Consider the following 26,425-nt stretch of genomic DNA (forward strand, 5'->3'; position numbering starts at 1 on the left):
CACAGTCATGACACGTATCGTTGTGGTGACTTCCGGCAAGGGCGGCGTGGGCAAGACGACCACCAGCGCGAGCTTCTCGTCCGGATTGGCGATGCGGGGGCACAAGACGGCAGTCATCGACTTCGACGTCGGCCTGCGCAATCTCGACCTGATCATGGGTTGCGAACGGCGCGTCGTATACGACTTCGTCAACGTCATCCAGGGTGAAGCCACCCTGAAGCAGGCGCTGATCAAGGACAAGCAGCTCGAGAACCTGTTCGTGCTGCCCGCCTCGCAAACGCGCGACAAGGACGCCCTGACGCAGGAAGGCGTGGGCAAGGTGATCGAAGAGCTCAAGGCCATGGGCTTCGACTACATCATCTGCGATTCGCCGGCCGGTATCGAAACGGGCGCGCTGCTGGCGGCCTACTACGCCGACGATGCGCTGGTGGTCACCAATCCCGAAGTCTCATCCGTGCGCGACTCCGACCGCATCCTGGGCATCCTGGCCGCCAAGTCGCGCCGCGCCATCGAGGGCGAGGATCCGGTCAAGGAATACCTGCTGCTGACGCGCTACAACCCCAAGCGCGTCAACGACGGCGAAATGCTGTCGCTGACCGACATCGAGGACATCCTGCGCATCAAGCTGATCGGCGTCGTCCCCGAATCCGAAGCGGTGCTGCAAGCCTCCAACCAGGGCCTGCCCGCCATCCACCTGAAGGACACGGACGTGTCCGAGGCCTACAAGGACGTGGTCGCCCGCTACCTGGGCGAAGAACGCTCCCTGCGCTTCGTCGACTACACCAAGCCCGGTTTCCTCAAGCGGCTTTTCGGAGGGAAGTAAACGATGTCGTTCTTGTCGTTCCTGCTCGGCGAAAAGAAGAAGACGGCCGCGGTGGCCAAAGAGCGCCTGCAAATCATCCTCGCGCATGAACGCTCGGGGCGTGGCGACTCGCCCGACTACCTGCCGCAGTTGCAGCAGGAGCTGGTCGCCGTCATCTCCAAGTACGTGCGGATCAATCCCGAAGACATCAAGGTCAACCTCGAACGCCAGGACACCCTGGAAGTGCTGGAGGTGAAGATCGAGATTCCGCAGCCGGACGCCTGAGGGCCGCCCGGTTCCGTTGAAAAATGCGCCCGGCACGTCCGGGCGCTCTTCATATCGTGGTCCGCGGCAATGGCCCGACCACGCCTTCCCCGCCCGTTTCGGGCCTGCCGGAATGACGAAGGCCCGGCGATCCCCCGCCGGGCCTTTCGGATAGCGCAAGGTGCGCGGGCACGCGGGAGTTACTTGCTGACCTGGTCGCCGATGATGCCGCCCAGGGCCGCGCCGCCCACCGTGCCCAGCACGCCGCCATTGGTGATGACCGCGCCCGCTACGCCGCCCAGGGCCGCACCGCCCACCGCGCCCTTCTGGCGGTGGCTCATGCCGTCCCAGGTGGAGCAGCCGGCCATCGTGGCGATGAGCGCGGCAGCGGCACAAACCTTGGTTAGTGTCTGGATTTTCATGGCGAGACTCCTGATTCTCGTACGGTGAGCCCGCAACGCAACCGGGACAACCGGAACGGTGCGCGCTCTTTTCCGGAGCCTTCAGGTTCGCAGAATGGACGCCCGGCAGGTGTGAGGGTTGCCCAGGATTTGTGTCAATCGTTTGACATCTGCCTGCCGCTTCCCCCGAGGGTGCATCTTATTTGACCAGTCGTAACACCTCGCGGAAGCGGGGGTGCTCGCAGGTCTCCATCCACTCGAAAATGGCCATCTCGGCGCTGACGATGTCGGCGCCGCCCGCGCGGGCTCGCCGCGAAGCAGCATGGTGGTCGGACGGCCTGCGCGAGCCCACGGCATCGGACACCAACGCGACCTGCCAGCCGCGCTGGCGCAGGTCCAGCAGGGTTTGCAGCACGCACACGTGGGCCTCGACGCCGGCCACCAGCACCGTGCGCCGCCCCGGCGGCAACCAGGCTTCGAAGCCTGGCTCGCGCGCCGCCGAAAAATGCGTCTTGGCCAGGACCGCCTGCAACGCTCCCGCCAATTCGGGCACGGTGGCGCCCAGCTTGCCGGGCTGCTGCTCGGTGCCCACCACGGGAATGTCGAGCAGGCGCGCGGCGCGGGCCAGCTTCAGCGTGGCCGCCAGCACGGCCTCGCCATCGTGGATGGCGGGCAGCAGCCTGGCCTGCATGTCGATGACCAGCAGGGTGCAATCGGAGGCTTTCAGCGAAATGGCGGGCATGGCGAGGCTTCCAGTGTGGCACGGGCCGCGTGAGCGGCCCGTGACCATCGTGAAACGGACCGCCAGACGCGATCCGCGCAGTGCAAGCAGGCTTATTTCAGCGCCTTGTAGCGCAGGCGGCGGGGCTTGGCGCCCTCTTCGCCCAGGCGCGCCTTCTTGTCGGCTTCGTACTCTTGATAGTTGCCGTCGAAGAACACCACCTGCGAATCGCCCTCGAAGGCCAGGATGTGCGTGGCGATACGGTCCAGGAACCAGCGATCGTGGCTGATGACCATGACGCTGCCGGGGTACTCCAGCAGCGCATCTTCCAGCGCGCGCAGGGTTTCCACGTCGAGGTCGTTGGACGGTTCGTCCAGCAGCAGCACGTTGCCGCCGGCGATCAGGGTCTTGGCCATGTGCAGGCGGCCGCGTTCACCGCCGGACAACTGGCCGACCACCTTGTTCTGGTCGCCGCCCTTGAAGTTGAAGCGGCCCAGGTAGGCGCGCGACGACATCTCGAACTTGCCGATGGTGAGCATGTCGGCGCCGTCGGACACGGCGTCGAACACGGTCTTCTTGTCTTCCAGCGCGTCGCGCGACTGGTCGACGTAGGCCAGCTTGACGGTCTGGCCGATGACCACTTCGCCCGAATCGGGCTGCTCGCGGCCGGCGATCATGCGGAACAGGGTGGACTTGCCGGCGCCGTTGGGGCCGATGATGCCGACGATGGCGCCCGGCGGGACCTTGAAGCTGAGGTTGTCGATCAGCAGGCGGTCGCCGTAGGCCTTGCTGACGTTGTTGAACTCGATGACCTCGTTGCCCAGGCGCTCGCCCACCGGAATGAAGATTTCCTGGGTTTCGTTGCGCTTCTGGTATTCGTAGGACGACAGTTCCTCGAAGCGGGCCAGGCGGGCCTTGGCCTTGGCCTGGCGGCCCTTCGGGTTCTGGCGCACCCATTCGAGTTCTTTCTTGATGGTCTTCTGGCGGGCGGACTCGGAAGCCTCTTCCTGCTTCAGGCGGGCATCCTTCTGTTCGAGCCAGGTGCTGTAGTTGCCCTTCCAGGGGATGCCGTGGCCGCGGTCCAGTTCGAGGATCCATTCGGCGGCGTTGTCCAGGAAGTAGCGATCATGGGTGACGCCGACCACGGTGCCCGGGAACTTGTGCAGGAACTGCTCCAGCCACTCGACCGACTCGGCGTCCAGGTGGTTGGTGGGTTCGTCCAGCAGCAGCATGTCGGGCTTGGACAGCAGCAGGCGGCACAGCGCCACGCGGCGCTTTTCGCCGCCGGACAGCTTGCCCACGTTGGCGTCCCAGGGCGGCAGGCGCAACGCGTCGGCGGCGATTTCCATCTGGTGTTCGATGTCGTCGGCGCCGCTGGAGGCGGCGGCGGCGATGATGGCTTCGAGCTCGGCCTGTTCGGCGGCCAGCGCGTCGAAATCGGCATCCGGCTCGGCATAGGCCGCGTAGACCTCGTCCAGGCGCTTCTTGGCGGCCATGGCGGCGCCCAGGCCTTCCTCGACGGCCTGGCGCACGGTGTGCTCGGGGTTCAGCTGCGGCTCTTGCGGCAGGTAACCGATGTTCAGGCCGGGCATGGGAATGGCTTCGCCCTCGATCTCCTTGTCGACGCCCGCCATGATCTTGAGCAGCGTGGACTTGCCCGAGCCGTTCAGGCCCAGCACGCCGATCTTGGCGCCGGGGAAGAAGGATAGCGAGATGTCGCGCAGGATCTGACGCTTGGGCGGCACGATCTTGCCGACGCGATTCATGGTGTAGACGTATTGGGCCATGGATGCGTGAAAGGGGGATGCGGGTTGCAGAAGCCCCGATTGTAGGCCCTTCGCCGTTGCGCCGCCGCCGCGGGCGGGCAGTATCGGAGATGGCGTCATGCAGCCGTATCCGGATCGGGAGACAATAGCGGTCTCTCCGATTCTTCCTCAGGCCGCCGCCATGTCCGCCTCCGCCACGCCGCCCGCCTCCGTCGCCCGCTTCAGCCAACCCGAAATCGACATGCTGTCCAAGACAGCCGACGCCATGAGCGCCTACCTGGGCCAGCCCGTGCTGGCCGAAGTGGGCACTGACGAAGCCGGCCTCGAATGGGTCAGCTTCGGCATGACGCTGGCCGAGGACGACGACGAAAAAGAGCAGCCGTTGCACGTGCAGCTGGGTGGCGCGGGTACGCGCCTGCTGGGCCAGCGCGGCGGCCTGCCGGAAAGCGTCGAACCCTACGACTGCCTGTTCCTGTGGGCCATCCAGATCTCGACCAACGAGGGCGAACGCTTCGTCAAGATCGACCAGGATGGCGAGGAAGCCGCCTGGTCCGACGAGCTGGTCGACGTGCTGCCGTTCTCGCTCCAGGAAGCAGCGCTGGAGGACGAAGAAGACTACGACGACGAGGACGGTGACGACGACGCGGACATGCGCGACCACCTGCCGCCCGCTCCGCGCGACTGACCGCGAGGCGGGAACCCGCCCGCCCTGCCGGGGTCCAACCTGCTTGCAGACGGACAGGACCCCGACCATGACCGATGCCGCCCCTCCCGTTCCACCCCGCACCTTCGGCAGCCGCCTGCGCGGACTGCTGACCTGGCTGGTCGTGCTGGCCCTGCTCGGCGCCGCTGGCTGGTGGAGCTGGCCCCGCATCCCGCCGGCCTGGCGCGCGCCCTGGCACGTGATGCGGCTGGCCCTGAAACCCATTCCCGTTTCCTTGCCCGTACCCGTGGCCGGCGTCTCGCCGCGCCAACTGGCCGACACCTGGGGCGCCGCGCGCAGCCACGGCCGCACGCACCAGGGCATCGACATCTTCGCCAAGCGCGGCACGCCCGTCGTCAGCAGCACCGAGGGCGTGGTCACGCGGGTCGGCACCAACAACCTGGGCGGCAAGGTGGTGTGGGTCGTGGGGCCGGGGCGGCAGATGCACTATTACGCGCACCTGGACGACTATGCCGACATCGCGCGCGGCGACCTGCTCGCGGCGGGAGACACCGTGGGCTACGTGGGCAATACCGGCAATGCGCGCGGCACGCCGCCGCACCTGCATTACGGCATCTACCAGACGGGCGGCGCGATCAATCCGTATCCGCTGCTGACCTCGCACGTGCGCCCGCCAGGGTGACGAGCCAGCGCCCCGCGGCCGCGCCAGGCGCCGTGCATGCAGCAATGGCGCGGTTGCCCCATCGCCGGCGACGCCCGGCCTTGCGCGTAACCGCCGGCCTACTGCCGCCGCACGTCGCGTCTGTACAACGCGTACCCCATCGGCCATAGCAGCCACACCAGGGCCAGCGCCGAGGGATTGGTCAGGCGGTATTTGCTGACCGCGCTGGGCAAGCCGGAGCGCTCGAGGTACAGGCGGAATCGCGTATACCGCGCCGCCGCCATCAGGAACACCTTGGGCCGGCGGCGGAACATCGCCATGTGGTGCTGCAAGGTGTCCCAGGCCAGCAGGTACAGGCCCTGCACGTTGCTGCCGGACACGCCGCCGCGCGTCAGGCTCTCGGCCGAATCGTGATAGATGCGCACCACCCGGTTGATGAAGCGCTGCCGGTAGCCGGCGCGCGCCACCGCCCACCAGACCAGGCTTTCCGGCACGAAACCGGCCACGTCCTCGGGGTACGGAAAACGGCGCAGCACGTCGGTGCGCATGCAGCTGAATTTCTCGCCGCGCACCTTGTGCTGGAAGTACATGTCCAGCGCGGTGCCGTCGTGCAGGCTGTCCGGGTATCGGTCGCCGACGATGGCGCCGTCCGGGCGGGCGCACAGGCCCGTGACGGAGACGTAGCGCTCGCGCTGGCCGGGCGGGATGGCCTCCCATTCGTCCCGGAATATCTGCAGGGCGTCGGGCGGCATTTCATCGTCGCTGTCCAGCGCCACCAGCCACTGCCCGTGCGCCTCGCGCACGCCACGATTGATGGCGGCCTTCTTGTGCTGATTGCGCTGCCAGACGTACCGTATGCGAAAATCCGCCCGGGCCTGCCAGGCCTGCACGATCGGGTGCGTGCCGTCCGTGGAGCCGTCGTCCACGATCACCCACTCGAAATCGCGGTACGTCTGCCGATTCAATGACGCGAAGACGCGCGGCAACGTATCCGCGCGGTTGTAGGTGGGAGTGACCACCGAGATGGAACAGGGGTGATCCGTCATGCGCAAGCCATGTGGGTAAGCAGGCGGTCGGGCGGTAGAGAACTTCAGTTTATGGGATACGCGCGCCGCGCAAGTATCGGAACTTCCGGATTTTGCAATCGAATATGACACCGCTAGCCAGCGCCCCCGAGCAGGAAGCGCACAACGTGCAGTTGAACGACATTGCCCTGTTCGTCGAAGTGGCGCGGCGCAAGAGTTTCAGCCTGGCTGCCCGTGCGCTGGACATGCCCACGTCGACCCTGTCACGGCGCATCAACCAGTTGGAACAGGCCATCGGCATGCGGCTGATCAACCGCAATACGCGCCGCCTGGAACTGACCGACGCGGGTTCGGTGTATCTGCAGCGCTGCCAGGGGTTGATCGACGAAGCCCGGCTGGCGCATGAGCAGTTGCTGGCCCTGTCCGACCGGCCCAAGGGGCGGCTTAGCATCTCCATGCCGTACAGCCTGGCCATCTGGCTGCTGCCCGAGGCGCTGCGCGGCTTCACCGACCAGTATCCCGACCTGGACTGCGAGTTCGACCTGAGCATGCGCTCCAGCTCCGACTCGCACGGCACTCCCTACGACGTGATCCTGCGCTTCGGCCGCGACCAGGTCGATGCCGGCGCGGACGTGAACGCGGTCGTGCAGGAAGTGCAGACGCTGGACAGCTACCTGTACGCTTCCACCGAGTACCTGGAACGCCACGGCGAACCGCGCTCGCCCGCCGACCTGGCGCAGCACCAGTGCCTGCGCACGGCCATCGACGAGGCCTATTCGCACTGGAACCTGCACAACGGCGTCAGCAGCATGCGGGTGCACGTGGACGGCCACGTGGCGGGCAACAACATCAGCGTGATGGGCACGCTGGCCGGACTGGGCATGGGCATCACGCGCCTGCCCTACTGTCCGGCGCTGGACCCGGTGATCCAGCGCAACTCGCTGCACCGCGTGCTGCCCGACTGGACGGTCGATCCGATCTCGGTCTATGCGCTGTTTCCATCGAACCTGCTGCCGGCCAAGACGCGCGCGTTCATGGAGTTCATCATGCCGATGCTCAGGCCGGCGCAAGAGAACCTGGCCGCGGCCTGACCCTGCGCGCGCTCAAGGCAGCCGCGGCAGTTCCGCCAGCGGCAGCAGGCGCGAATCCTCCAGCGCGGCGGTGCGATGGCCGATGCCGGCCAGGTATTCGCGGTGGCCGGCGAAGGCCAGGAACGAGGCCACGCTGGCCTGCCGCACCAGCATGGCCAGGTCCCAGCGTTCGTCCTCGGGGCCGATCAGCCAGGGGCCGCCGGTGGCCAGCAGCGTCAGGTCGCCGCCGCTTTCGCGCAGGAACGGCAGGGTGTGGCGGATGTAGCGGTCGAAGGCTTCGGCCCCGCTGACGGGCTGGGCCGGCGCCAGTTCCGGATGGGCCGAATAGTCGGCCTGCACCCGCAAGCGCAGCAGATTCAGCATGATGACCGGCCCCTCGATGCCGCGCTGCATGAATTGCCAGCCGGCGCGTTGGGTCGGGTCGAGATGGCGAAGCGTGTCCAAGCCGGTCTCCTGGCGCATTCAGGCAGACACCGGCGCGGCGGGCGCGAACGCCAGGCGCAGTACGTAGGCGCGTACGTCCTCGGGCCACTGCGCGATGCGCGCTTCCAGGCCCTCGCGGTCATCCGCGAACAGCGCACGCGTCGCCTCTTCATAGCCCGGCAGATTGCCGCCGACGGCCAGCATGACGTGGTACGCCGCCTCCTGCGCGGCGCGGCGCTGCTGGCGTTGCTGCGCGGTGCCGCTGCGGCGCGCGCCATCGACCAGGCGGCGCAGGACGGCCGACGCCCCGCCGGGTTGCGCGGACAGCCATTCCCATTGGCGCGGCAGCAAGGTCACCTCGCGCGACACCACGCCCAGCCTGGGACGCCCACGGCCACGCGGCGCGGGCTGGGCGCCGTCGTGCGGCGCGCCTTCGGCCTCCTCTTCCCTGGGGGCGTAACGGCCACGCGGCAGTTCGACCGGTTGCGACAGCCGCTTCACCACGTCGGCCTTGGTGCCGCGCAGGTCCAGGTCGATGACGCGGCCCGTGGCATCGTCGAACACCAGGACGGGGCTGGCCGGCCGGGCGTCCGTCGCGGTCTTCACGGCCAGGGCGACCTCGACCAGTTCGCCGGCGCACAGCAGGCGGTGGCCATCGAAGGCGGTGACGGGTTTGGCAAGTGGATCGGGCATGGAAGACTCCTGGACAGTAGAGCCTTAATTTTACCCATATATAATCAAATACTCAAATATACCCTGGTAAAAAACCACCGCTCTTTCGTCCTGCCGCCGCCCGGGCCACGAGCCGCGGCCCTTACTTCAGCGCCGGGAAGTCCACCGCCGTGTCGTTGGCACGATTGAATACGTTCGTGAACGTAATGATCGCGATGGCCAATGCAACATCGACCACGGCCGCGTCCTCGAATCCCGCTGCCCGGAATGCCTCGAACGCCTCGGGCGAGAGGGTTCCCCGGCTGTCCTGCAGCACACGGACGAACCGGACCAATGCATCGCGGCGCGCGTCACCGGTGGGTTCCAGGCCCCTGATCGCGCGCACGGTGTCGACCGGGATTCCGGACGCCTTGGCGGCCAGACTATGCGCCGCCACACAGTAGTCGCACCCGGCGATGGCGCTGGCCACCAGTTTGACGGTTTCGCGCTCCTGCGCGGACAGCGTTCCACCGGACAGCACCGTGTCGGCGGAAAGCATGGCCTGCAGCGCGGGCGTGTTCAAGGCACCGATGGCCGCATAGGCATTCGGGACCATGCCGACGGCCTTGCGGATCGCGGCGAAGACGTCGGCGGTGTTGCCTTGGGCGTCAGCCGCGGCGGGGGTCTGGATACGGGAAGTCATATCGGCTACTCCTTCGGAAGGTCTTCGCAGGCGCAGCCGGCACGTCGCGAAGGGGTTGGAAATCAGAGGGGTTCCATCGCCCAGGCCGGTCGCCGCATCCGAATGGACCCGTTTTCGCAGCGCGGGGCTTGCGCCGGCGACCAGCAAAGCCACTGTCGGGACCGGCAGGGCGACATCCCGGGCCATGACCGGCTGCGGACCCTCGGGCTCGCACGGGCGGCGTCAGACCGGGATGGGGTGAGCGGCGATCTCGGCGTTGAAGCCATCGACCAATGCGTGCTCGCCCAGGCCGGGGTTGTCGCGCAGGACGCGGATCGCCTCGACGAAGACCTCCGGCGCATCGGTGGCCAAACCCTGCATCGTCTCGGCGATGAAGGCATCCAGCGGCATGGCACGTGGATCGCCGCTCTTCTTGATGAGATCGGTATCGACCCAGGGCGGTGCGATTTCCTGCACCGATACGCTCGTGCCTTTGAGCATGAAGCGCTGCGACAGCGCGTAAGAGTGCAGCGCCGCCTTCGACGCCGAATAGACCGCGTTGGTGGCAATCGGCACGTAAGCCAGCACGGAGGTGTTGTGAATGATGGTCGCGCGCGGCTGCGCCTTGAGGTGCTCCACCAGCGCCGAGGTCAAGCGGATGGGGCCGAGCAGGTTGGTGTCGAGGATGCGGCGCGAGACGGCATCGTCGATCCGGCCCGATGGATCGTCGAATGGCATGATGCCGGCGTTGTTGACCAGCACGTTCAGGGCCGGGTAGTCGCGAATCAGTTGTGCGGCGACGCGGTCAATGTCGGCCGCATCCGAGATGTCCAGTGCCACGCCTTCGATGCCCGGGTGGGCGGCCGCGACCTCGTCCAGCAAGGCCTGCCGGCGTCCGGCGATGATCACCTTGTTGCCCAGCGCATGGAACTGTTCGGCCAGCGCGCGGCCGATGCCGGAGGTGCCGCCCGTGATGAAAATGGTGTTGCCGGTCATCTGCATGGTTGTCTTCCTTTGATTGCGCCACCCTGGCGCTTTGTCGATGGACGAACTATGCACGCACAACCGAAAGTCTTAAATGACATATAAACGGCAATAACAGACATGCACTGGGATGGCACTCAACAAAAAGCCCGGCTGGCGGCCGGGCTGGCGAAGGGTGCCGAGATGTCCAGTTGCCGGGGGCCCGACCCGCGCAGGGCAGGAGGCGGCGATGGCCCCCGTCATGCCTGAGCGTCAAGGTCTGAATGGCGCACCGGCACCCTGTCGGGTGATGCGGCTTCACTGCCCTCCATCAGTTTCAAGTGGCGCTTGAGGCTCGCGGGTGGTTGCCCGTAGCTGCGCAAGAAAGCTCTGCGCATGCGATCCCGGTCGGCGAATCCGGAATCGCGCGCCACAACGTCCAGCGGATGGCTGCCGTCCTCCAGCATGAAGCGGGCGACCTCCAGGCGCAGCATCTCCACGGCCTTGGCTGGGGACTGTCCTGTCTCTTGCCGAAACAACCGGCTGAATTGACGCGGCGACAGGCTGGCGGCCTCGGCCAGTTCCTCGACCGAAAGCGGGTTGCGCAGGTTCTCGCGCGCGTAGGCCAGGGCGCTCCTGACCCGGTCCGAGCGCGGCTCCATTTCCAGCATCGCCGAAAACTGGGATTGGCCGCCGGGCCGGCGGTGGTAAACGACCAGTTTGCGAGCAATCGCGCGGGCCAGCGCCGGGCCATGATCCTCTTCCAACAGGGCCAGCGTCAGGTCGATGGCCGAGGACATCCCGGCCGAGGTCCAGATGTTGCCGTCGCGCACGAAGATGCGGTCCTCGTCCACGCGCACTCTGGGAAAACGCATCTGCAGCGTGCGGGCGTGCGCCCAGTGCGTGGTGGCCAGGCGCCCGTCCAGCAGGCCGGCCTGGGCCAGGACGAATGCGCCTGTGCATACGCCCGCCACCCGCCGTGCTTCGCTGCCCGCGCGGGCGACGTAATCGCCGAGGCCTGGCGACACATCCTGGGGCAACAGTTCGCCTGCCACCATGAGCGTGTCGGGCATGACCCCGAGCGGCAGGGTTTCGATGCCGGCGTTCATCGAAGACCGCACGGTGCCGCCGCGCTCTGACAGCACCGTCAGGCGGTAGCCATCGGCGCCCAATTCCGCATTGGCGAATTCGAAGGCCGCCAGCGCGGCCAGCCCCATGAGTTGAAAACCATCTTCGAGAATCAGGCCGACCTGTCGCATCACGCTTCCTTCCTGAAATGCCGGATCAGCGTCATCCTGCCATCAAAGTGCATGACTGTGTAGCGCGCCGGCCGCGCCGCGCAACGACGACGGGCACCGGTCGGGCCTGACCGCATGCCCGGGTCCGGGATCGAGCCGCCCTTTGCGTCGCCCAGAAACAAAAAACCCCTCTGACGAGGGGTTTTGCGACTCGTCCCGGGGGACGATAAAGGTCAGAGGGCGTTGCTGCCGTGCACGGCGCCCGCAGTACACGTGTATTACACGCGCTTGACCTTCTCCAGCATCTTGAACACGCCCTTGGGCGACTTGACGAACAGGCGCTTGAAGGCCTTGCCCAGGCAGCGGCGTTCCAGGGTGTTACGACGGACGCGTTTACGTTCGGCCATGACTATTCTCCGGTAGAGGTTCTATTCGGTTTGTTTCGGGTCTGCTCGGATCAGGCCGAAAAGGCGGACGGCGAAATCAAGGATAACTCGGGATTCTAGCCTTGGAGTCGGCGATCTGGCAAATAGCCCTCTCCATGGAAAACGGGGACGTTAAAACGGCGCAACGCCCTGGCGGCCCAGCGAAGACGGGATCAACCCTGCTGCAGAAGTTGCCGCACCTGCCCGGGGTGCGGCAGGGGATCGACCGCGCCATAGCCCAGCGTCGACAACGCCGCCGCCGCATTCGCATAGCGCACCGCATCGATCCAGGCATCGCCATCGCAGCGCCGCGCCAGGAGGTTGCCCGCAAAGCAATCCCCCGCGCCCGTTGCATCGACGGCCTGCACGCGCTGGCTGGCGACGGCCGTGCGCTGGCCACCCTCGTCCAGCATCGCCCCATCCTTGCCCAGCTTCAGCACCACGGCGCCGGGCGCGCCGGCCTCGCGGATCCAGTCCAGCGTGCGGCCCGGATCTTCATGCCCCGTGAAATGCCGCAGGTCGCCCATGCTGGGCAGGAACAGGTCGGCATGCCGCAGCGCCTCGCGCAGGATGGCCCGCGCCCGGTCCAGCGGCCACAGGCCCAGGCGCAGATTGGAATCCAGGCTGACCTGCACGCCTGCCGCGCGCGCCCGCGCGATGGCGGCGAACACGGTGTCGCAGGCGCTGTCGCTGATGCCCAGGCTGATGCCGGAAACGTGCAAAAAACGGGCACGCTCGACCAAGCCTGCGGCGAGGTGTCCGGGCCGCATGCGCGCGGCGGCGGAGTCGCGCCGCAGATAGCTGAAGGCATGCCCGTCGGGGCCATGCTGCACGAAGTACACGCCGGTATGGGCATCGGCATCGCGCTGCACGCCGCAGGTGTCCACCCCTTCGGCCTTCCACAGGTCCAGCAATTGCTGTCCGAAGGCGTCGTCGCCCACGCGGGTCAGGTAGGCGCAGCGCGCGCCCTGGCGGGCCGCGGCGATCACCGCATTGGAGGTATCGCCGCCGAAACCCTGCCGATACTCGGGCTGCCCGGGCCGCGTCTGGTTGAACTCGACCAGGGCCTCCCCCAATCCCACGACGTCGAACTCAGCCATGATGCATCGCCTCTTCCCGGATCTGCCCGACCTGCCTGACCAGCGCGGCGGTGTCGCGCGCCGCGAACGCGGCCTTGTCGTACAGGTTGCCGCCCATGCCCACCAGCGCCGCGCCCGCCGCGAAATACGCGCCCATGTTCTGCCGCGTGATGCCGCCCGTGGGGCAGAAGGCGATGCCGGGAAACACGGATGCCAGCGCCGCCACGTGGCCGGGGCCGCCCGTCTCGGCGGGAAATATCTTCACCAGATCGGCGCCCGCGTCGCGCGCGGCCAGCACTTCGGTCGGCGTGAAGGCGCCCAGCAGGCACAAGGCGCCGGCGGCATGGGCCGACTCGACCAGGCCGGGCGCAAGGCCCGGCGACACCAGGAAGTCGGCGCCGGCCACTAGGGCGTCGCGCGCCTGGTCTTCGTGCAGCACCGTGCCCACCCCCAGCAACAATGCGTTGCCATGTTTCTCGCGCAGTACCCGCACCAGGTCCGCCACGCCGGGGATGGTGCAGGTCAGTTCCAGGGCATCGCAACCGGCGGCGACGGCCACCTCGACGGCGTAGGCGGCCAGTGCGGGATCGGTATAGCGCAGCACCGGCACGACGCGCGCGGCCAGCAGGCGGGCACGCAGGGAATCAGGATCGGTCATGGCACCTCTTTCTCGGGGGAGCGTCCCGGTGGACGCAGCGCCCGGCACGCCCTAACACGGCGTGCCGGCCTCGTTTCTGCTTTGATTATGCGCGTCCGTCCCCAGCTATGGCGTAAGACCATGTGAATCTGAGATACTGTTCATATATACAGATATCCAAGTGCCCCTCCCCTGCCCGCCCCTCATCGCCGGCGCCCCGCCGGACACAGGCTACGATCACCCCATGAGCTCCGAAATCCGCATTGTTGGCGCCCGCCAGAACAACCTGAAGAACCTGGACGTGACCATCGCCACCGGCGAACTGGTCGTCGTCACCGGCGTCTCGGGGTCGGGCAAGAGTTCGCTGGCCTTCGACACGCTGTACGCCGAAGGCCAGCGCCGCTACGTGGAAACCTTCTCGCCCTATGCGCGCCAGTTCCTGGACCGCATGGACAAGCCGCAGGTCGACCGCATCGAGGGCATCCTGCCCGCCATCGCCATCGACCAGACCAATCCCGTGCGCAGTTCGCGCAGCACGGTCGGCACGATGACCGAGCTGAACGACCACCTGAAGCTGCTTTACGCGCGCGGCGCCACGCTGTTCTGCCGCTGCTGCGGCAAGCGGGTGCGGCGCGACTCGCCCGACTCCATCCACCGCGCGGTGGCCGAGCAGGCGCAGGCCGCGGGCGACCCCCGCCTGGTCATCACCTTTCCGCTGCCCGTGCCCGCCAACTTCACCGAAGACGAAGTGCGAGGCTTTCTCGAGCAACAGGGCTATACCCGCGTGCATGCCGAGTCCGAGCCCAAAGAGGGCGCGGTCAAGCAGGTGTCGCGCGGCAAGGGCAAGGGCAAGACGGCCGAGCCCGTCACGGCGCGCCGCATCCTGCACGTGGTGCAGGACCGCTTCCGTTTCGCGGGGGCCGAGCGCGAGCGCGTGATGGAAGCGCTGGACACCGCGCTGCGCATGGGTGCCGGCCACCTGGCCGTGCACGTCGTCGACGACGACGGCCAGGACAGCGCCGTCTGGAAATACAGCGACCGGCTGCACTGCGCCGATTGCGACATCGAATACAACGACCCGCTGCCCAGCAGCTTCTCGTTCAACTCGCCCCTGGGCGCGTGCGAAAGCTGCCGGGGCTTCGGCCGCGTCATCGGCATCGACCTGGGCCTGGTCATCCCTGACGAGGGCAAGACCCTGCTCGAAGGCGCCATCAAGCCCTGGCAGACCCCGTCGTTCAAGGAATGCCAGGTCGAGCTGGCGAAGTACGCGCCGCGCGCCGGCATCCCGCTGGGGGTGCCATGGAAGAACATGACGCAGGCGCAGCGCGACTGGGTGCTGAACGGCGACCCCGACTTCAAGGGTGGCAGCCAAGCCTGGAAGACGCAATGGTACGGCGTGCACCGCTTCTTCGAATGGCTGGAAAGCAAGGCCTACAAGATGCACGTGCGCGTGCTGCTGTCGAAGTACCGCAGCTACACGCCCTGCCCCACCTGCCGGGGCGCGCGGTTGAAATCGGATGCGCTGCTGTGGCGCCTGGGATCGAAGGCGGACGCCGATGCCGTTCTTCCCCCTGACGACGAGCGCTACCAGCGCTTCCTGCCCGTCGGCGTCAGTTGGAGCCGCGAGCAACTGAATTCGCTGGACGGCCTGTCGGTGCACGACATGATGCTGCTGCCCATCGAACGCGTGCGCAGGTTCTTCGACGGCCTGCGCCTGGAAGGCGCGATGGACGCGGCCTCCGACCTGCTGCTGACCGAGGCCCGCGCGCGGCTGCGCTTCCTGTGCGACGTGGGCCTGGGCTACCTGACGCTGGACCGCCAGAGCCGCACGCTGTCCGGCGGCGAGGTCCAGCGCATCAACCTGACCACCGCCCTGGGCACCTCGCTGGTCAATACGCTGTTCGTGCTGGACGAGCCCTCGATCGGCCTGCATCCGCGCGACATGCACCGCGTGGTCGAGGTCATGCATCGCCTGCGCGATGCCGGCAACACGCTGGTGGTGGTCGAGCACGATCCGCAGGTCATGGTGGCGGCCGACCGCATCATCGACATCGGTCCCGGCCCCGGCGAACGCGGCGGCCGCATCGTGTTCGACGGCACGCCCGAACAGTTGCGCGCGTCCGCGACGCTGACGGGCGACTACCTGGGCGGGCGCCAGCGCGTCGAGGCGCCGCGGCCCATGCCGGTGGCGGCCAACACGCCCAAACTCATCCTGGAAGGCGCGCGCGCCCACAACCTGCGCGACGTCTCGATCGAACTGCCGCTGGGCCGCCTGGTGTGCGTCACCGGCGTGTCCGGCTCGGGCAAGTCCACGCTGGTGCAGGACGTGCTGTATCCCGCGCTGCTGAAGCACCAGGGCAAGCCCACCGAGTCCCCGGGCGAGTTCGGCCGCCTGCTGGGCGCCGAGCAGATCGCCGAGGTCGTCATGGTGGACCAGACGCCCATCGGCAAGACCGCGCGGTCCAACCCGGCCAGCTACGTCGGCGCGTTCGACGCCATCCGCAAGCTGTACGCGCAGGCGCCGCTGTCGCGCGAGCGCGGCTACACCGCCGGCACCTTCAGCTTCAACAGCGGCGATGGCCGCTGCCCCACCTGCGGCGGCACCGGCTTCGAGCACGTCGAGATGCAGTTCCTGTCCGACGTGTACCTGCGCTGCCCCGATTGCGACGGCAAGCGGTTCCGCCCCGAGGTGCTGGAAGTCCGCGTCGAGCACCTGGGCAAGAGTGCGTCCATCGACGAAGTCCTGGACATGACCGTCAACGAGGCGCTCGAATTCTTCAAGGGCCTGCGCGACGTGCAGACCGGGCTGGCGCCGCTGGCCGACGTGGGCCTGGAATACGTGCGCCTGGGCCAGCCCGTGCCCACGCTGTCGGGCGGCGAGGCCCAGCGCCTGAAGCTGGCCGGCCACCTGGCCGAGGCGGCGCGCAGCGGCATCTCCACCGCCAAGGTCGCCAAGAAGGGCAGCCTGTTCCTGTTCGACGAACCCACCACCGGCCTGCACTTCGACGACGTGGCGCGGCTGATGCGCGCGTTCCGCAAGCTGCTGGCCGCTGGCCACACGCTGCTGGTCATCGAGCACAACCTGGACGTGATCCGCGCGGCCGACTGGCTGATCGACCTGGGCCCCGATGGCGGCGACGCCGGCGGCGAACTGGTCGGCGTGGGCACGCCGCAAGACCTGATGGACAACCCGCGTTCGTACACCGGCCACGCGCTGCGCGAATACGAAGGCTCGGTGCTGCCGGCCTCGCCCGTGCCCGCCGACGTGGTGGTGTCCTCCGACATGGAAGCGCAGGAGGCCGAGCAGGCCGGACTGGTGCCGGCGCTGGCCGAACCGGGCGCGGCCTATGGCCCGGACGCCGAAGCCGCGACGACGGTGGCCGGCACGCCGCTGCAATCGCTGATGCGGCGCCGGCGCAAGGCCAGCCAGGCCATCGAGATCCTGAACGCGCGCGAGCACAACCTGAAGAACGTCAGCGTCGAGATCCCGCGCGACAAGTTCACGGTGATCACCGGCGTGTCGGGCTCGGGCAAATCGACCCTGGCCTTCGACATCCTGTTCAACGAGGGCCAGCGCCGCTACCTGGAATCGCTGAACGCCTACGCGCGCGCCATCGTGCAGCCGGCCGGCAAGCCGGACGTGGACGCCATCTTCGGCATCCCGCCCACGGTGGCCATCGAGCAGCGCACCAGCCGCGGCGGCCGCAAGTCGACCGTGGCCACGATGACCGAGATCCACCACTTCCTGCGCCTGCTGTACATGAAGCTGGGCACGCAGTTCTGCCCCGACTGCCACGTGGCCGTCGAGCCGCAGAACACCGACCAGATCGTGGCCCGCCTGCTGCGCGAACACAAGGGCCAGCACATCGGCATCCTGGCGCCGCTGGTCACCGCGCGCAAAGGCTACTACACCGACCTGGCCAAGTGGGCCGCGGGCAAGGGTCACACGCACCTGCGCGTGGACGGCGCCTTCATCCCGGTGTCGCCGTGGCCGCGCCTGGACCGCTACAAGGAACACACCATCGAACTGCCGGTGGCCGACGTGGTGGTCGATCCGGCGCGCGAGGATGAACTGCGCGCCGCGGTCAAGAGCGCGCTGGAACACGGCCAGGGCATCCTCAACGTCGTATGGCCGGTGGACAAGCTGCACGAGGCGCTGGACAGCGATCTGCAGCACCAGCATTTCTCGGTGAAACGCGCCTGCCCCTCGTGCGGCACCAGCTTCCCCGAACCCGATCCGCGCCTGTTCTCGTACAACTCCAAGCACGGCTGGTGCACGGGCTGCTTCGGCACGGGCCTGCAATTGCAGGGCTTCGATGCCGAACAGACCGGCGAGGAAACCGCCTGGAACGCCTGGTACGAAGGCGAGGCCAAGCCTTGCGGCGTATGCCACGGCCAACGCCTGAACCGCGTGGCGCTGGCCGTGCAATGGCGCGGCCGTTCCATCGCCGAACTGGCCTCGCTGCCGGTCAGCGACGCGCACACCTTCTTCACCGGCCTGGTGGCGCGCGGGCGCGAAGGCGAGATCGCGCGCGACATCCTGGCCGAGATCCGCGGCCGCCTGACCTTCATGCAAGAGGTCGGCCTGGGCTACCTGGCGCTTGATCGCGCCGCGCCCACGCTGTCGGGCGGCGAGGCGCAGCGCATCCGCCTGGCGGCGCAACTGGGCTCCAACCTGCAGGGCGTGTGCTACGTGCTGGACGAGCCCACCATCGGCCTGCATCCGCGCGACAACCGCATTCTGCTGGACGCGCTGGCGCGCCTGGAAGGCAACGGCAACACGCTGGTGGTGGTCGAGCACGACGACGACACCATCCGCCGCGCCTCGCACATCATCGACATCGGACCGGGCGCGGGCATCCGCGGCGGCCGCGTGGTGGCGCAGGGCACGGCCGAAGACCTGGTGGCCTCGCCCGAATCCGTCACGGGACGCTACCTGGCGGCACCGCTGGCGCACCCGCTGAACGGCCGCCGGCCCATCGAGGCCGACACGCCCATGATCGAGATCAAGGGCGCGCGCCTGCACAACCTGCGCAGCGTCGACGCGCGCATTCCGGTGGGCCGCCTCACGGTGGTCACCGGCGTGTCCGGCTCGGGCAAGTCCACGCTGGCGCGTGAGGTGCTGCTGGACAACCTGACCCAGGCCGTGTCGCAGCGCAAGGCGCCGGGGTGGGGCGGCTGCGAGCGCATCAGCGGCTGGGAGGTGCTGGACCGCGTGCTGGAAGTGGACCAGACCCCCATTGGCAAGACGCCGCGTTCGTGCCCGGCCACCTACGTGGGTTTCTGGGACGACGTGCGCAAGCTGTTCGCCGAGATGCGCGAATCGCGCGTGCGCGGCTGGACCGCCGCGCGCTTCTCGTTCAATACCGGCGACGGCCGCTGCCCGGTCTGCGAGGGCCAGGGCATGCGCACCATCGAGATGAGCTTCCTGCCCGACGTGAAGGTGCCGTGCGATGCGTGCAACGGCGCGCGCTTCAACAGCGACACGCTCAGCGTGAAGATGCGCGACAAGAATGCCGGCGAGGTGCTGTCCATGGAAGTGGACGACGCCATCGGCTACTTCGCCTCGCATCCCAAGATCCTGCGGCCCCTGCAACTGATGCAGGACGTGGGCCTGGGCTACCTGACGCTGGGCCAGCCCTCGCCGACCCTGTCCGGCGGCGAGGCGCAGCGCATCAAGCTGGTCACCGAATTGTCCAAGGCGCGCATGACCGAAGGCGTGTTCAAGACCGGCCGCGCCTCGCGCGCGCCGCACACGCTGTACGTGCTGGACGAGCCCACGGTGGGCCTGTCCATGGCCGACGTCGAGAAGCTGGTGCACGTGCTGCACCGCCTGGTCGAGGCCGGCAACACGGTGGTCGTGATCGAGCACAATCTGGACGTGATCGCCGAAGCCGACTGGCTGCTGGACCTGGGCCCCGAAGGCGGCACGGGCGGTGGCCAACTGGTGGCCCAGGGCTCGCCCGAGGACGTGATGGCCGCGCAGGATGCCTCGCATACCGGGCGCATCCTGCGCGAATTCATGGACCAGGCGCGGCAGCAGGCCTGAAATGGCGCTACGCTCACGCCCGCCGCATGTCTCGGCTCGCCGGGGCATGCGGCACGCGTGCGGCGCCATCCCTTTCCTGTCCCGGATCGCTGCGCCGATTTTCCCTGGGACAGCCCGGCAAGACTGATATGAAGTGCCGTTTCGAAGATCGCCTGGCGGGCCAGGCGCTGGAATTGCTCGATTTCCGCGAGCGCATCGTCGCATGCCACCGCGGCGAAGTCCCCGCGGCACTGCGGGCCATCGAGGCCGCGCGCGCGGCGGGCCGCTGGGTGGGCCTGCTGCTGGACTATGAACTGGGCGAATGGCTGCTGCCCGAGGCAACGCGGCCCCCACCCGACGAGACAGGCCCCGGGCCCGTATCCGGCCAGCGCCCCGACGATGGCAGCCCCCGCCTGACCGCGCTGGTGTTCGACCGCGCACGGCAGGAAACGCCGTGGCCGGCGCCCGATGCCCTCGACGGCCACGGCGCGGCGGCGGCCGGCCGCCCCGTGCCGCGGGAATCCGGCGCCGGCCCGGCCAGCATTCTTGGCGTCACGCCGCGCATGGCCCACGGCGACTACGTGCGGCGCATCGCCCAGATCCGCGAACTGATCGCGCGGGGCGAGCTGTACCAGGTCAACTACACCATGCCCCTGGACGTGGACGTCGGGGGCGATCCCCAGGCGCTGTACCGCCGGATCGCCGCGCGCCATCCGGTCGGCCACGCGGCCTATGTGGAAGACGGCGCGCGCACCGTGCTGTCCTTCTCGCCCGAGCTTTTCGTGGCGCGGCAGGGCCCCCGGCTGGTGACGCGCCCCATGAAGGGCACTGCCCCGCGCCATGCCGACCCGGATGAAGACCGGCGGCTCGGCCAGGCGCTGCGGACCAGCCCGAAGGACCGCGCCGAGAACCTGATGATCGTCGACCTGCTGCGCAACGACCTTGGCCGGCTGGCCCGGCCTGGCTCGGTGCGGGTGGACGCGCTGTTCTCGCTGGAGCAGTATCCCAGCGTCTGGACGCTGACCTCGACCATCTCGGCCGACGCGCCCGATGCCCCCCTGGCGCAGGTGCTGGCCGCGCTGTTCCCGTGCGGCTCCATCACCGGCGCCCCCAAGATCACCGCCATGCGCCGCATCCGCCGCATGGAAGCCGCGCCGCGCGGCCTGTACTGCGGCAGCATCGGCTGGCTGGCGCCCAACGGCGACTTCTCGCTGAACGTGGCGATCCGCACCCTGGTGTTGCCGTCGGACGGCGCCACGGCCCGGCGCGGCGTGTACCATGTGGGCGGCGGTATCGTGCACGACTCCGATCCCGAACGGGAATGGCAGGAGTGTCACTGGAAGGCCCGGATCCTGGGCTGATGCCCACCGCGGCGGCCCGGCAATTTTCGGCCGCCCTTTTGTTTTCCCGCCGCGACACCGCCCCTGGCGGCCGCGGCCTGCAAGACAAGGCGCGCGCAAGACCGCACGCGATCCCACTGAACCGCACAGAGGAGCGTGCATGCGGCCCGAACTGATTGAAACCATGCTGGTCACGTCGGGCCGGCGCATTCCCTTGCTGCAGCGCCATCTCGCGCGGCTGAGCGCGTCGGCGCGGGCGCTGGGCTACCCGTGCGACCTGCCCGCCATCGAGGCCGACGTGCGCGCCGCCGCCGGCATGGCGCTGGCGCAGGGGCCGCACCGCCTGCGCCTGCTGCTAAACGGCGCCGGCGACCGCACGGTGCAGGCCTCGCAGCTGCCCGCGCTGGGCCCGGTGCAACGGGTCATGCTGGCCACCGAACCGCTGGACGCGGCCGAGCCGCTGCTGCGCCACAAGACCACCCACCGTCCCTGGTACCAGGCGTCGACGGCATGGCTGGCCGAGCATCCCGAGAAGGTGTTCGACCTGCTTTACCTGAATACCCGCGGCGAGCTGTGCGAAGGCACCCGCAGCAACGTCTACCTGAAGCTGGGCGGGCAGTGGTTCACGCCCTCGGTGACCTCGGGCTGCCTGCCCGGGGTGCAGCGCGCCGAACTGCTGGAACAGGGCGCCGTGCAAGAGCGGGTGCTGACCGCGGGCCTGCTGCGGCAGGCGGAAGGAATAAGATTGTCGAACGCCTTGCGCGGATGGTTCGACGTGGTCCTGGCGGCACCGGCCGACGTCAACTGAGCTTCCCGCGCCCGGCACGGCCTTCACCGCAGTTCAACCCTGACCGCGAGCCCCTGCCATGCCTGTCGATGCATATCTTCCCAATTCCATGCGCGCCCTGGCCATCGACCGGTACGGCGGGCCTGACGTCGTGCAACGCCGCGACGACGCGCCCGTGCCGGCGCCGGCAGCATCGGCCAATTGATCATCCAGATGGCGCGCACGCTGGGCGTCACGGTCTACGCCACGGCCAGCACCGAGGAGAAATGCAGCGTCGCGCGCCGCCTGGGCGCGGCGTCGGCCCTGCTGTACGACAACGGCGGATTCGCCGACCGGATACGCACCCTGACGGACGGGCAAGGCGTGGACGTGGTGTTCGATTCGCTGGGCAAGGCGACCTTGCGCGACAGCCTGCGCGCCGCCCGCACTCGTGGGCTGATCGTCAACTACGGCAACGTGTCGGGGTCCGTGAAGGACCTCGACCCCTACGAACTCGGCGAGGCGGGTTCATTGTTCCTGACCCGGCCACGCCTGGCCGACCATATGGCCGATGCCGCCACCGTGCAACGGCGCGCCGACGAGGTTAGCGCCGTCCCGCGCCTTTGCAGGCCGCGCCTTGCAAGAACAAGGCCCAGGCCTGGTCGAAATAATCCTGTTGCGCCGCCTGCCCCGAAAACCGGGCATCGCCCAGCATGGCGGCGACCAGCGGCCTGATCGACGTGGCGTACAGCAATTGCTCGGCCATGAAGAAGGCATCCCCCTCGCCCAGGCTGCCCGCCGCCTGCGCCTGCCCGACCAGTTCGGCCATGCGGCGCATCAGCGGATCCTGCTCGGACGGCGCGAGCCGCACCCCTTTCGACGGCACCGCCTCGGCCAGCGCCACCCGGTTCAGCGCCACCATCTGCACCCGCAGATTGATGTCCAGCAGGGTGCGCGCATAGCGTTGCAGGCGCTGCAGCGGTTCGCCGCCATCCGGCGTACAGGCGGCCAGTTCGTCCTGCACCTGGATGCGGAACCGATCCATCATGGCCGTGAACAGCGCCCCCTTTGAGGCGTAGCGCCGATAGATGGTGTCCTTGCCGGCCTGGCAGGCCTCGGCCACCTGTTCCATCGACGTGGCCGCGTACCCTTGCGACGCGAACAGCCCGGCGGCGGCATCGAGGATGCGGCGTTCCATCTGCGCGGCCGCCTCGCGAGTCGGCCGTCCACCGCGCGAAGGCGAAGGGGAATGAGCGTCAGCCGAGGCCGTCCGGGGAGGTCTGGTGAGCATCCGATCCTGGTATCTCGTGGGTGATCAAGCGCCGTATTGTCCCGCATGCCCCCCTGCACGGCAAACAACCATACGCAAACATCCCGTTGTCACCCAATGAATGCGGGTTTGCCTCTTCTCAAAATAACTGGACGCTCCCGTCCCGTTTATGGGAAGATAACTGCAACTGAGATTTTTTATCATTTGCAATGAGGTGTGGAAATGGCGATTGATGTGCGGGAAGCCGTCATGCTCGGGACGGTTTCCGGCTGCCTGGCGCTGGCGGGTACGGCCCAGGCCCAGCAACAGAACACGGTCCAGCTCAGTCCGGTGATCGTGAAGGGCGAGGCCCCCGACCCCACGGACACCAGCGACCGGCTGTTCGTCCCCGCCGCGGCATCGGCCACCAAGAGCGGCACGCCGGTGGCCGAGACCGCGCAATCCGTCAGCACCATTACCCGCAAGCAGATGGACGACCAGGCCGCGCAGACCGTTGGCGAAGCGCTGCGGTACACCTCCGGCGTGCTGTCCGACCGCGATTCCAATACCCGCTACGACTCCATCTTCCTGCGCGGCTTCGGCGCGTTCGGCACCGCGACCAGCTACGTCAACTTCCTGGACGGACTCAAGCTGCCGCGCGGCCAGGCTTTCGCGCAGGCGTCCATCGATCCGTATCTGCTGGACCGCATCGACGTGCTGAAGGGGCCGTCCGCCCTGCTCTATGGCCAGGTCAGCCCGGGCGGCCTGGTCAACCAGGTCAGCCGCGCGCCCTCCGCGCAACCCGCCCGCGAGATCCTGCTGGAAACGGGCACGGACGGCCGTGCGCAGGCCGGCTTCGGCACGCGCGGCGCGCTCAATGAAAGCGGCACGCTGCAATACAGCCTGAACGCCATCGGCCGCCGCGCCGACACCCGCTACGACGGCGTGAAGGAAGGCCGCTACGCCGTGGCGCCGTCCATCACCTGGCAACCGGACGCCGATACTTCGTTGACGCTGTCGGCCTACTATCAGAAGGACCCGTACGGCGGCTACTTCAATTCGTTGTACCCGCGCTTCCTGGCTCCCGCCGAGTACAAGCACGCGCTGGGCCGCAAGCTCAACATCGGCGATCCGGACTTCGATTCGTTCGAGCGCGAACAGCACGGCATCGGCTACCAGTTCGAGCACCGGGCCAATGCGCTGCTGACACTGCGCTCGCGCCTGCGCTATTCCGACGTGGACAGCGACTTCCGCTCGCTGCAGATGGCCGCGCCGCTGGCCGCCGACGGCACCATCGCACGGCAGGCCCTGCGTTCCATCGAAAGCGTGAAAGGCGTCTCGATGGACAACCAGGCCCAGTTCGATTTCGCCACGGGCAGCGTGCGGCACACCTTGCTGACGGGGCTGGATTACCAGCACGCCCGCAGCGACTGGGCCTACGACTGGGGCCCCGCGCCGGCGCTGAACGTACTGGACCCGCAGTACGGCCAGTCCATCGGCGCGCTGACCACCCTCATCGACAGCGGACAGACCCTGCGGCAGACGGGCGCCTACGTGCAGGACCAGCTGAAATTCGGCGGCTGGCGCGGCATGCTGGGCGTGCGCCACGACTGGACCTCGCAGGACACCGAGAACCGGCTGGCCGGCGCCTCGACCGAACAGAACAGCGAGGCCACCAGCTACCGCGCGGGCCTGCTCTACCAGTTCGACAACGGCCTGGCGCCCTACGCCAGCTACTCGACCTCGTTCGAACCGAACGTGGGCGTCGACGCCACCGGCAAGCCCTTCGTGCCGAGCAAGGCCAGCCAGTATGAAGTGGGCCTGAAGTTCCAGCCGAACGGCCTGGACGCGCTGTTCACCGTGTCGGCCTTCGACATCCGCCAGCGCGACGCGCTGGTGCCCGATACGCTGGGCTTCAACACCCAGGAAGGCCGCATCCGCTCGCGTGGCCTGGAATTCGAGGCGCGCGGACAGGTGACGTCCGCCCTGGAACTGGTGGCGGCCCTGACGCTGCTGGACACGAAGGTGACCCAGGCCGCCGTGCCCGGCAACAGCGGCAAGCATCCCCAGGCCGTGCCCGATTACTATGGTTCGCTATGGGCGAACTATAGTTTCGCGCCTGACGTGTTGCCCGGCGTGAAACTGGGTGCGGGCGTGCGCGTGGTGGGGTCGAGCTACGCCGACAACGCCAACCAGGTGAAGGCGGACGGCTACACGCTGATCGACGCCGCCTTGCGCTACGACTTCGGCGCCAGCATCCCCAGCCTGAAGGGCCTGGAAGGCCGCTTGAACGTCAACAACCTGTTCGACAAGACGTACTACAGCAGTTGCAGTTCGAACTTCTACTGCCAGTACGGCAACGGCCGCCAGATCATCGCGGGCGTCCGATACCGCTGGTGAGGCCGGGACGATGAACAGACGCCGTTTCTGCGCGGCCGCGCTGTCGGGCGCGATGGCGGGCATGCTGCCCGGCGCACCCGCCCGCGCGCAGGCTCGCACCGTGACCGACATGGCGGGCCGTGCCGTCACGCTGAACGGCGTGCCGCGCCGCATCGTGCTGCTGGAGGCGCGCGACATCGTCACCATGTCCTTCCTGCACCCCGATCCGGCCTCGCTGGTGGTGGGCTGGGCCGCAGCCGACCGCATCGACAGCGCGGCCTTGCAGGCCCGCTTTGCAGGCAGGCGCCGTCCAGACGGGCGCCCCATCGCCGAGGTCGGCAAGCAGGCGCCGGGCACGGTGTCGCTGGAAGGCATCCTGCAACTGAAGCCCGACCTCGTGGTGGCCAGTTCCTTCATGGCCTCGCAGGCCGATGGCGGCGGCGTGGTCCAACGGCTGCAGGGGCTGGGCATCCCCGTCGTGTTCAGCGACGTGTCCAGCAATGCCGCCGAGGCCTCACGGGCCGGCCCTGGGGAAACCCTGCATCGCCAGATGCGCATGTGGGGCGGGATTCTCGGCGCTCCCGGCCGCGCGGCGGCCTACGCCGCCTACGTCGATGAGCGCCTGGCTGGCGTGGCGCAACGGCTGGCGGACGCGCCGCGCGTGACCACCTATCTGGAAGTGCAATCCACCCTGAACGACTGCTGCTGGGCCGCGGGCACGCAGGTCTGGGGCGAACTGCTGGCCCTGGCCGGCGGCCGAACCCTGCCGGGGGTGACCGCGCCCTGGTTCCAGAAGCTGCAGTTGGAGTACCTGCTGAGCACGCCGCACGACGTCTACATCGCCTCGGGCGGCGGCTGGGCGTCGGGGGGACGGCCGGCCATCGGACCCGGCCTGGACCCCGCCGAAGGCCGCGCGGGATTGCAGCGCCTGGTGGCCCGCCAGGGCTTCGCGGGCCTGGCCAGCACCCGGCATCACCGCGTGCACGGCATCTGGACCGGCCTGATCGCCGTCGTACCGCTGAACCTGCTTTTCGTCGAGGTCGCGGCCAAGTGGCTGCATCCGGAGCGCTGCCGCGACCTCGATCCCGCGCAGACCCTGGCCGACATCAACCGCCGCTTTCTCGGCACGCCGATCGATGGGCCGCTATGGGCCTCGATCCAGGAGTGAAC

24 protein-coding genes and 1 pseudogene are annotated in these 26,425 nt (G+C 68.2%); 12 read left to right on the forward strand and 13 right to left on the reverse strand.

The window, feature by feature from the left end:
* Positions 1–7 precede the first annotated feature (7 nt).
* Entirely contained in the window at positions 8–823 is an 816-nt protein-coding gene (minD, locus tag A6745_RS02420) for a septum site-determining protein MinD (RefSeq protein ID WP_066123060.1), read from the forward strand.
* A gap of 3 nt (positions 824–826) precedes the next feature.
* Positions 827–1,087, forward strand: a complete 261-nt coding sequence (gene minE, locus A6745_RS02425; protein ID WP_066123062.1) for a cell division topological specificity factor MinE — start codon at positions 827–829, stop codon at positions 1,085–1,087.
* A 179-nt stretch (positions 1,088–1,266) separates the two neighbouring features.
* Here the strand turns inward: minE and A6745_RS02430 are convergent, their stop codons facing one another.
* The 3 genes from A6745_RS02430 to ettA all read right to left on the reverse strand — a co-directional run bounded on the left by A6745_RS02430 (position 1,267) and on the right by ettA (position 3,975).
* Entirely contained in the window at positions 1,267–1,488 is a 222-nt protein-coding gene (locus tag A6745_RS02430) for a glycine zipper 2TM domain-containing protein (protein ID WP_066123063.1), read from the reverse strand.
* Positions 1,489–1,666: 178 nt separating this feature from the next.
* Entirely contained in the window at positions 1,667–2,200 is a 534-nt protein-coding gene (locus tag A6745_RS02435) for an isochorismatase family protein (RefSeq protein WP_407922716.1), read from the reverse strand.
* A gap of 101 nt (positions 2,201–2,301) precedes the next feature.
* A complete protein-coding gene (gene ettA, locus A6745_RS02440) occupies positions 2,302–3,975 on the reverse strand; it encodes an energy-dependent translational throttle protein EttA (RefSeq protein ID WP_066123067.1) in 1,674 nt (557 codons plus the stop codon).
* A 160-nt stretch (positions 3,976–4,135) separates the two neighbouring features.
* Here ettA and A6745_RS02445 point away from each other — a divergent pair, with 160 nt between their 5' ends.
* The gene (locus tag A6745_RS02445; protein WP_066123069.1) at positions 4,136–4,639 is read left to right on the forward strand and encodes a hypothetical protein; all 504 of its coding nucleotides are present in this window, start codon (positions 4,136–4,138) and stop codon (positions 4,637–4,639) included.
* Between the two features lie 67 nt (positions 4,640–4,706).
* Positions 4,707–5,300, forward strand: a complete 594-nt coding sequence (locus A6745_RS02450) for a M23 family metallopeptidase (RefSeq protein WP_082852857.1) — start codon at positions 4,707–4,709, stop codon at positions 5,298–5,300.
* A gap of 98 nt (positions 5,301–5,398) precedes the next feature.
* On the opposite strand, the gene A6745_RS02455 is transcribed toward A6745_RS02450, so the two are convergent.
* A complete protein-coding gene (locus A6745_RS02455; RefSeq protein ID WP_066123070.1) occupies positions 5,399–6,325 on the reverse strand; it encodes a glycosyltransferase family 2 protein in 927 nt (308 codons plus the stop codon).
* Between the two features lie 104 nt (positions 6,326–6,429).
* Between A6745_RS02455 and A6745_RS02460 the strand changes: the two genes are divergently transcribed.
* A complete protein-coding gene (locus tag A6745_RS02460; RefSeq protein WP_066123072.1) occupies positions 6,430–7,395 on the forward strand; it encodes a LysR family transcriptional regulator in 966 nt (321 codons plus the stop codon).
* 12 nt (positions 7,396–7,407) lie between these two features.
* Here A6745_RS02460 and A6745_RS02465 read toward each other — a convergent pair whose 3' ends face one another.
* The 8 genes from A6745_RS02465 to A6745_RS02495 all read right to left on the reverse strand — a co-directional run bounded on the left by A6745_RS02465 (position 7,408) and on the right by A6745_RS02495 (position 13,514).
* Positions 7,408–7,839, reverse strand: a complete 432-nt coding sequence (locus tag A6745_RS02465) for a DUF1330 domain-containing protein (protein WP_197488077.1) — start codon at positions 7,837–7,839, stop codon at positions 7,408–7,410.
* A gap of 18 nt (positions 7,840–7,857) precedes the next feature.
* Positions 7,858–8,511 carry a DUF2239 family protein gene (locus tag A6745_RS02470; RefSeq protein ID WP_066123076.1) on the reverse strand — a complete coding sequence of 218 codons (654 nt, stop codon included), beginning with the start codon at positions 8,509–8,511 and terminating at the stop codon, positions 7,858–7,860.
* A 121-nt stretch (positions 8,512–8,632) separates the two neighbouring features.
* Complete coding sequence (locus tag A6745_RS02475) at positions 8,633–9,172, reverse strand: carboxymuconolactone decarboxylase family protein (protein WP_066123077.1); 540 nt, start codon at positions 9,170–9,172, stop codon at positions 8,633–8,635.
* 222 nt (positions 9,173–9,394) lie between these two features.
* Positions 9,395–10,153, reverse strand: coding sequence for an SDR family oxidoreductase (locus A6745_RS02480; RefSeq protein ID WP_066123079.1), 759 nt, complete (start codon positions 10,151–10,153; stop codon positions 9,395–9,397).
* Between the two features lie 221 nt (positions 10,154–10,374).
* The gene (locus A6745_RS02485) at positions 10,375–11,373 is read right to left on the reverse strand and encodes a GlxA family transcriptional regulator (protein ID WP_066123082.1); all 999 of its coding nucleotides are present in this window, start codon (positions 11,371–11,373) and stop codon (positions 10,375–10,377) included.
* Between the two features lie 257 nt (positions 11,374–11,630).
* Positions 11,631–11,759, reverse strand: a complete 129-nt coding sequence (locus A6745_RS29500; protein ID WP_019936597.1) for a hypothetical protein — start codon at positions 11,757–11,759, stop codon at positions 11,631–11,633.
* A 191-nt stretch (positions 11,760–11,950) separates the two neighbouring features.
* Positions 11,951–12,877, reverse strand: a complete 927-nt coding sequence (locus A6745_RS02490; protein WP_066123083.1) for a sugar kinase — start codon at positions 12,875–12,877, stop codon at positions 11,951–11,953.
* A complete protein-coding gene (locus A6745_RS02495; RefSeq protein ID WP_066123086.1) occupies positions 12,870–13,514 on the reverse strand; it encodes a bifunctional 4-hydroxy-2-oxoglutarate aldolase/2-dehydro-3-deoxy-phosphogluconate aldolase in 645 nt (214 codons plus the stop codon). Before A6745_RS02495 ends, A6745_RS02490 begins: the two co-directional genes overlap by 8 nt.
* Positions 13,515–13,737: 223 nt before the next feature.
* Here A6745_RS02495 and uvrA point away from each other — a divergent pair, with 223 nt between their 5' ends.
* From uvrA to A6745_RS29185, 5 genes and pseudogenes are all read left to right on the forward strand, one after another.
* A complete protein-coding gene (gene uvrA, locus A6745_RS02500; protein WP_066123090.1) occupies positions 13,738–19,542 on the forward strand; it encodes an excinuclease ABC subunit UvrA in 5,805 nt (1,934 codons plus the stop codon).
* Between the two features lie 128 nt (positions 19,543–19,670).
* Positions 19,671–20,882, forward strand: coding sequence for an aminodeoxychorismate synthase component I (locus A6745_RS02505; RefSeq protein ID WP_066123094.1), 1,212 nt, complete (start codon positions 19,671–19,673; stop codon positions 20,880–20,882).
* 139 nt (positions 20,883–21,021) lie between these two features.
* Positions 21,022–21,669, forward strand: a complete 648-nt coding sequence (locus A6745_RS02510) for an aminotransferase class IV family protein (RefSeq protein ID WP_066123100.1) — start codon at positions 21,022–21,024, stop codon at positions 21,667–21,669.
* Positions 21,670–21,727: 58 nt separating this feature from the next.
* Complete coding sequence (locus A6745_RS29505) at positions 21,728–21,853, forward strand: hypothetical protein (RefSeq protein ID WP_269148881.1); 126 nt, start codon at positions 21,728–21,730, stop codon at positions 21,851–21,853.
* Positions 21,826–22,239: pseudogene (locus A6745_RS29185) on the forward strand (zinc-binding dehydrogenase); the annotation flags it as partial. The gene A6745_RS29505 and the pseudogene A6745_RS29185, both read left to right, overlap by 28 nt.
* On the opposite strand, the gene A6745_RS02520 reads toward A6745_RS29185, so the two are convergent.
* Positions 22,232–22,825, reverse strand: coding sequence for a TetR/AcrR family transcriptional regulator (locus A6745_RS02520; RefSeq protein ID WP_156513254.1), 594 nt, complete (start codon positions 22,823–22,825; stop codon positions 22,232–22,234). The pseudogene A6745_RS29185 and the gene A6745_RS02520 sit on opposite strands and share 8 nt — an antisense overlap.
* A 321-nt stretch (positions 22,826–23,146) precedes the next feature.
* Here A6745_RS02520 and A6745_RS02525 point away from each other — a divergent pair, with 321 nt between their 5' ends.
* Together A6745_RS02525 and A6745_RS02530 are read left to right on the forward strand one after the other, a co-directional pair.
* Positions 23,147–25,276, forward strand: a complete 2,130-nt coding sequence (locus tag A6745_RS02525) for a TonB-dependent siderophore receptor (protein WP_231885887.1) — start codon at positions 23,147–23,149, stop codon at positions 25,274–25,276.
* A 10-nt stretch (positions 25,277–25,286) separates the two neighbouring features.
* A complete protein-coding gene (locus A6745_RS02530) occupies positions 25,287–26,423 on the forward strand; it encodes an ABC transporter substrate-binding protein (RefSeq protein ID WP_231885888.1) in 1,137 nt (378 codons plus the stop codon).
* Positions 26,424–26,425: the final 2 nt, after the last annotated feature.

Source organism: Bordetella ansorpii (assembly GCF_900078705.1).
Lineage (GTDB): Bacteria > Pseudomonadota > Gammaproteobacteria > Burkholderiales > Burkholderiaceae_B > Bordetella > Bordetella ansorpii_A.

Coding starts and splice junctions, on each gene's coding strand:
- minD (WP_066123060.1), top strand. CDS start 8: ATGACACGTATCGTTGTGGTGACTTCCGGCAAGGGCGGCGTGGGCAAG.
- minE (WP_066123062.1), top strand. CDS start 827: ATGTCGTTCTTGTCGTTCCTGCTCGGCGAAAAGAAGAAGACGGCCGCG.
- A6745_RS02430 (WP_066123063.1), bottom strand. CDS start 1,488: ATGAAAATCCAGACACTAACCAAGGTTTGTGCCGCTGCCGCGCTCATC.
- ettA (WP_066123067.1), bottom strand. CDS start 3,975: ATGGCCCAATACGTCTACACCATGAATCGCGTCGGCAAGATCGTGCCG.
- A6745_RS02445 (WP_066123069.1), top strand. CDS start 4,136: ATGTCCGCCTCCGCCACGCCGCCCGCCTCCGTCGCCCGCTTCAGCCAA.
- A6745_RS02450 (WP_082852857.1), top strand. CDS start 4,707: ATGACCGATGCCGCCCCTCCCGTTCCACCCCGCACCTTCGGCAGCCGC.
- A6745_RS02455 (WP_066123070.1), bottom strand. CDS start 6,325: ATGACGGATCACCCCTGTTCCATCTCGGTGGTCACTCCCACCTACAAC.
- A6745_RS02460 (WP_066123072.1), top strand. CDS start 6,430: ATGACACCGCTAGCCAGCGCCCCCGAGCAGGAAGCGCACAACGTGCAG.
- A6745_RS02470 (WP_066123076.1), bottom strand. CDS start 8,511: ATGCCCGATCCACTTGCCAAACCCGTCACCGCCTTCGATGGCCACCGC.
- A6745_RS02475 (WP_066123077.1), bottom strand. CDS start 9,172: ATGACTTCCCGTATCCAGACCCCCGCCGCGGCTGACGCCCAAGGCAAC.
- A6745_RS02480 (WP_066123079.1), bottom strand. CDS start 10,153: ATGCAGATGACCGGCAACACCATTTTCATCACGGGCGGCACCTCCGGC.
- A6745_RS02485 (WP_066123082.1), bottom strand. CDS start 11,373: ATGCGACAGGTCGGCCTGATTCTCGAAGATGGTTTTCAACTCATGGGG.
- A6745_RS29500 (WP_019936597.1), bottom strand. CDS start 11,759: ATGGCCGAACGTAAACGCGTCCGTCGTAACACCCTGGAACGCCGCTGC.
- A6745_RS02490 (WP_066123083.1), bottom strand. CDS start 12,877: ATGGCTGAGTTCGACGTCGTGGGATTGGGGGAGGCCCTGGTCGAGTTC.
- A6745_RS02495 (WP_066123086.1), bottom strand. CDS start 13,514: ATGACCGATCCTGATTCCCTGCGTGCCCGCCTGCTGGCCGCGCGCGTC.
- uvrA (WP_066123090.1), top strand. CDS start 13,738: ATGAGCTCCGAAATCCGCATTGTTGGCGCCCGCCAGAACAACCTGAAG.
- A6745_RS02505 (WP_066123094.1), top strand. CDS start 19,671: ATGAAGTGCCGTTTCGAAGATCGCCTGGCGGGCCAGGCGCTGGAATTG.
- A6745_RS02510 (WP_066123100.1), top strand. CDS start 21,022: ATGCGGCCCGAACTGATTGAAACCATGCTGGTCACGTCGGGCCGGCGC.
- A6745_RS29505 (WP_269148881.1), top strand. CDS start 21,728: ATGCCTGTCGATGCATATCTTCCCAATTCCATGCGCGCCCTGGCCATC.
- A6745_RS02520 (WP_156513254.1), bottom strand. CDS start 22,825: ATGGAACGCCGCATCCTCGATGCCGCCGCCGGGCTGTTCGCGTCGCAA.
- A6745_RS02525 (WP_231885887.1), top strand. CDS start 23,147: ATGCTCGGGACGGTTTCCGGCTGCCTGGCGCTGGCGGGTACGGCCCAG.
- A6745_RS02530 (WP_231885888.1), top strand. CDS start 25,287: ATGAACAGACGCCGTTTCTGCGCGGCCGCGCTGTCGGGCGCGATGGCG.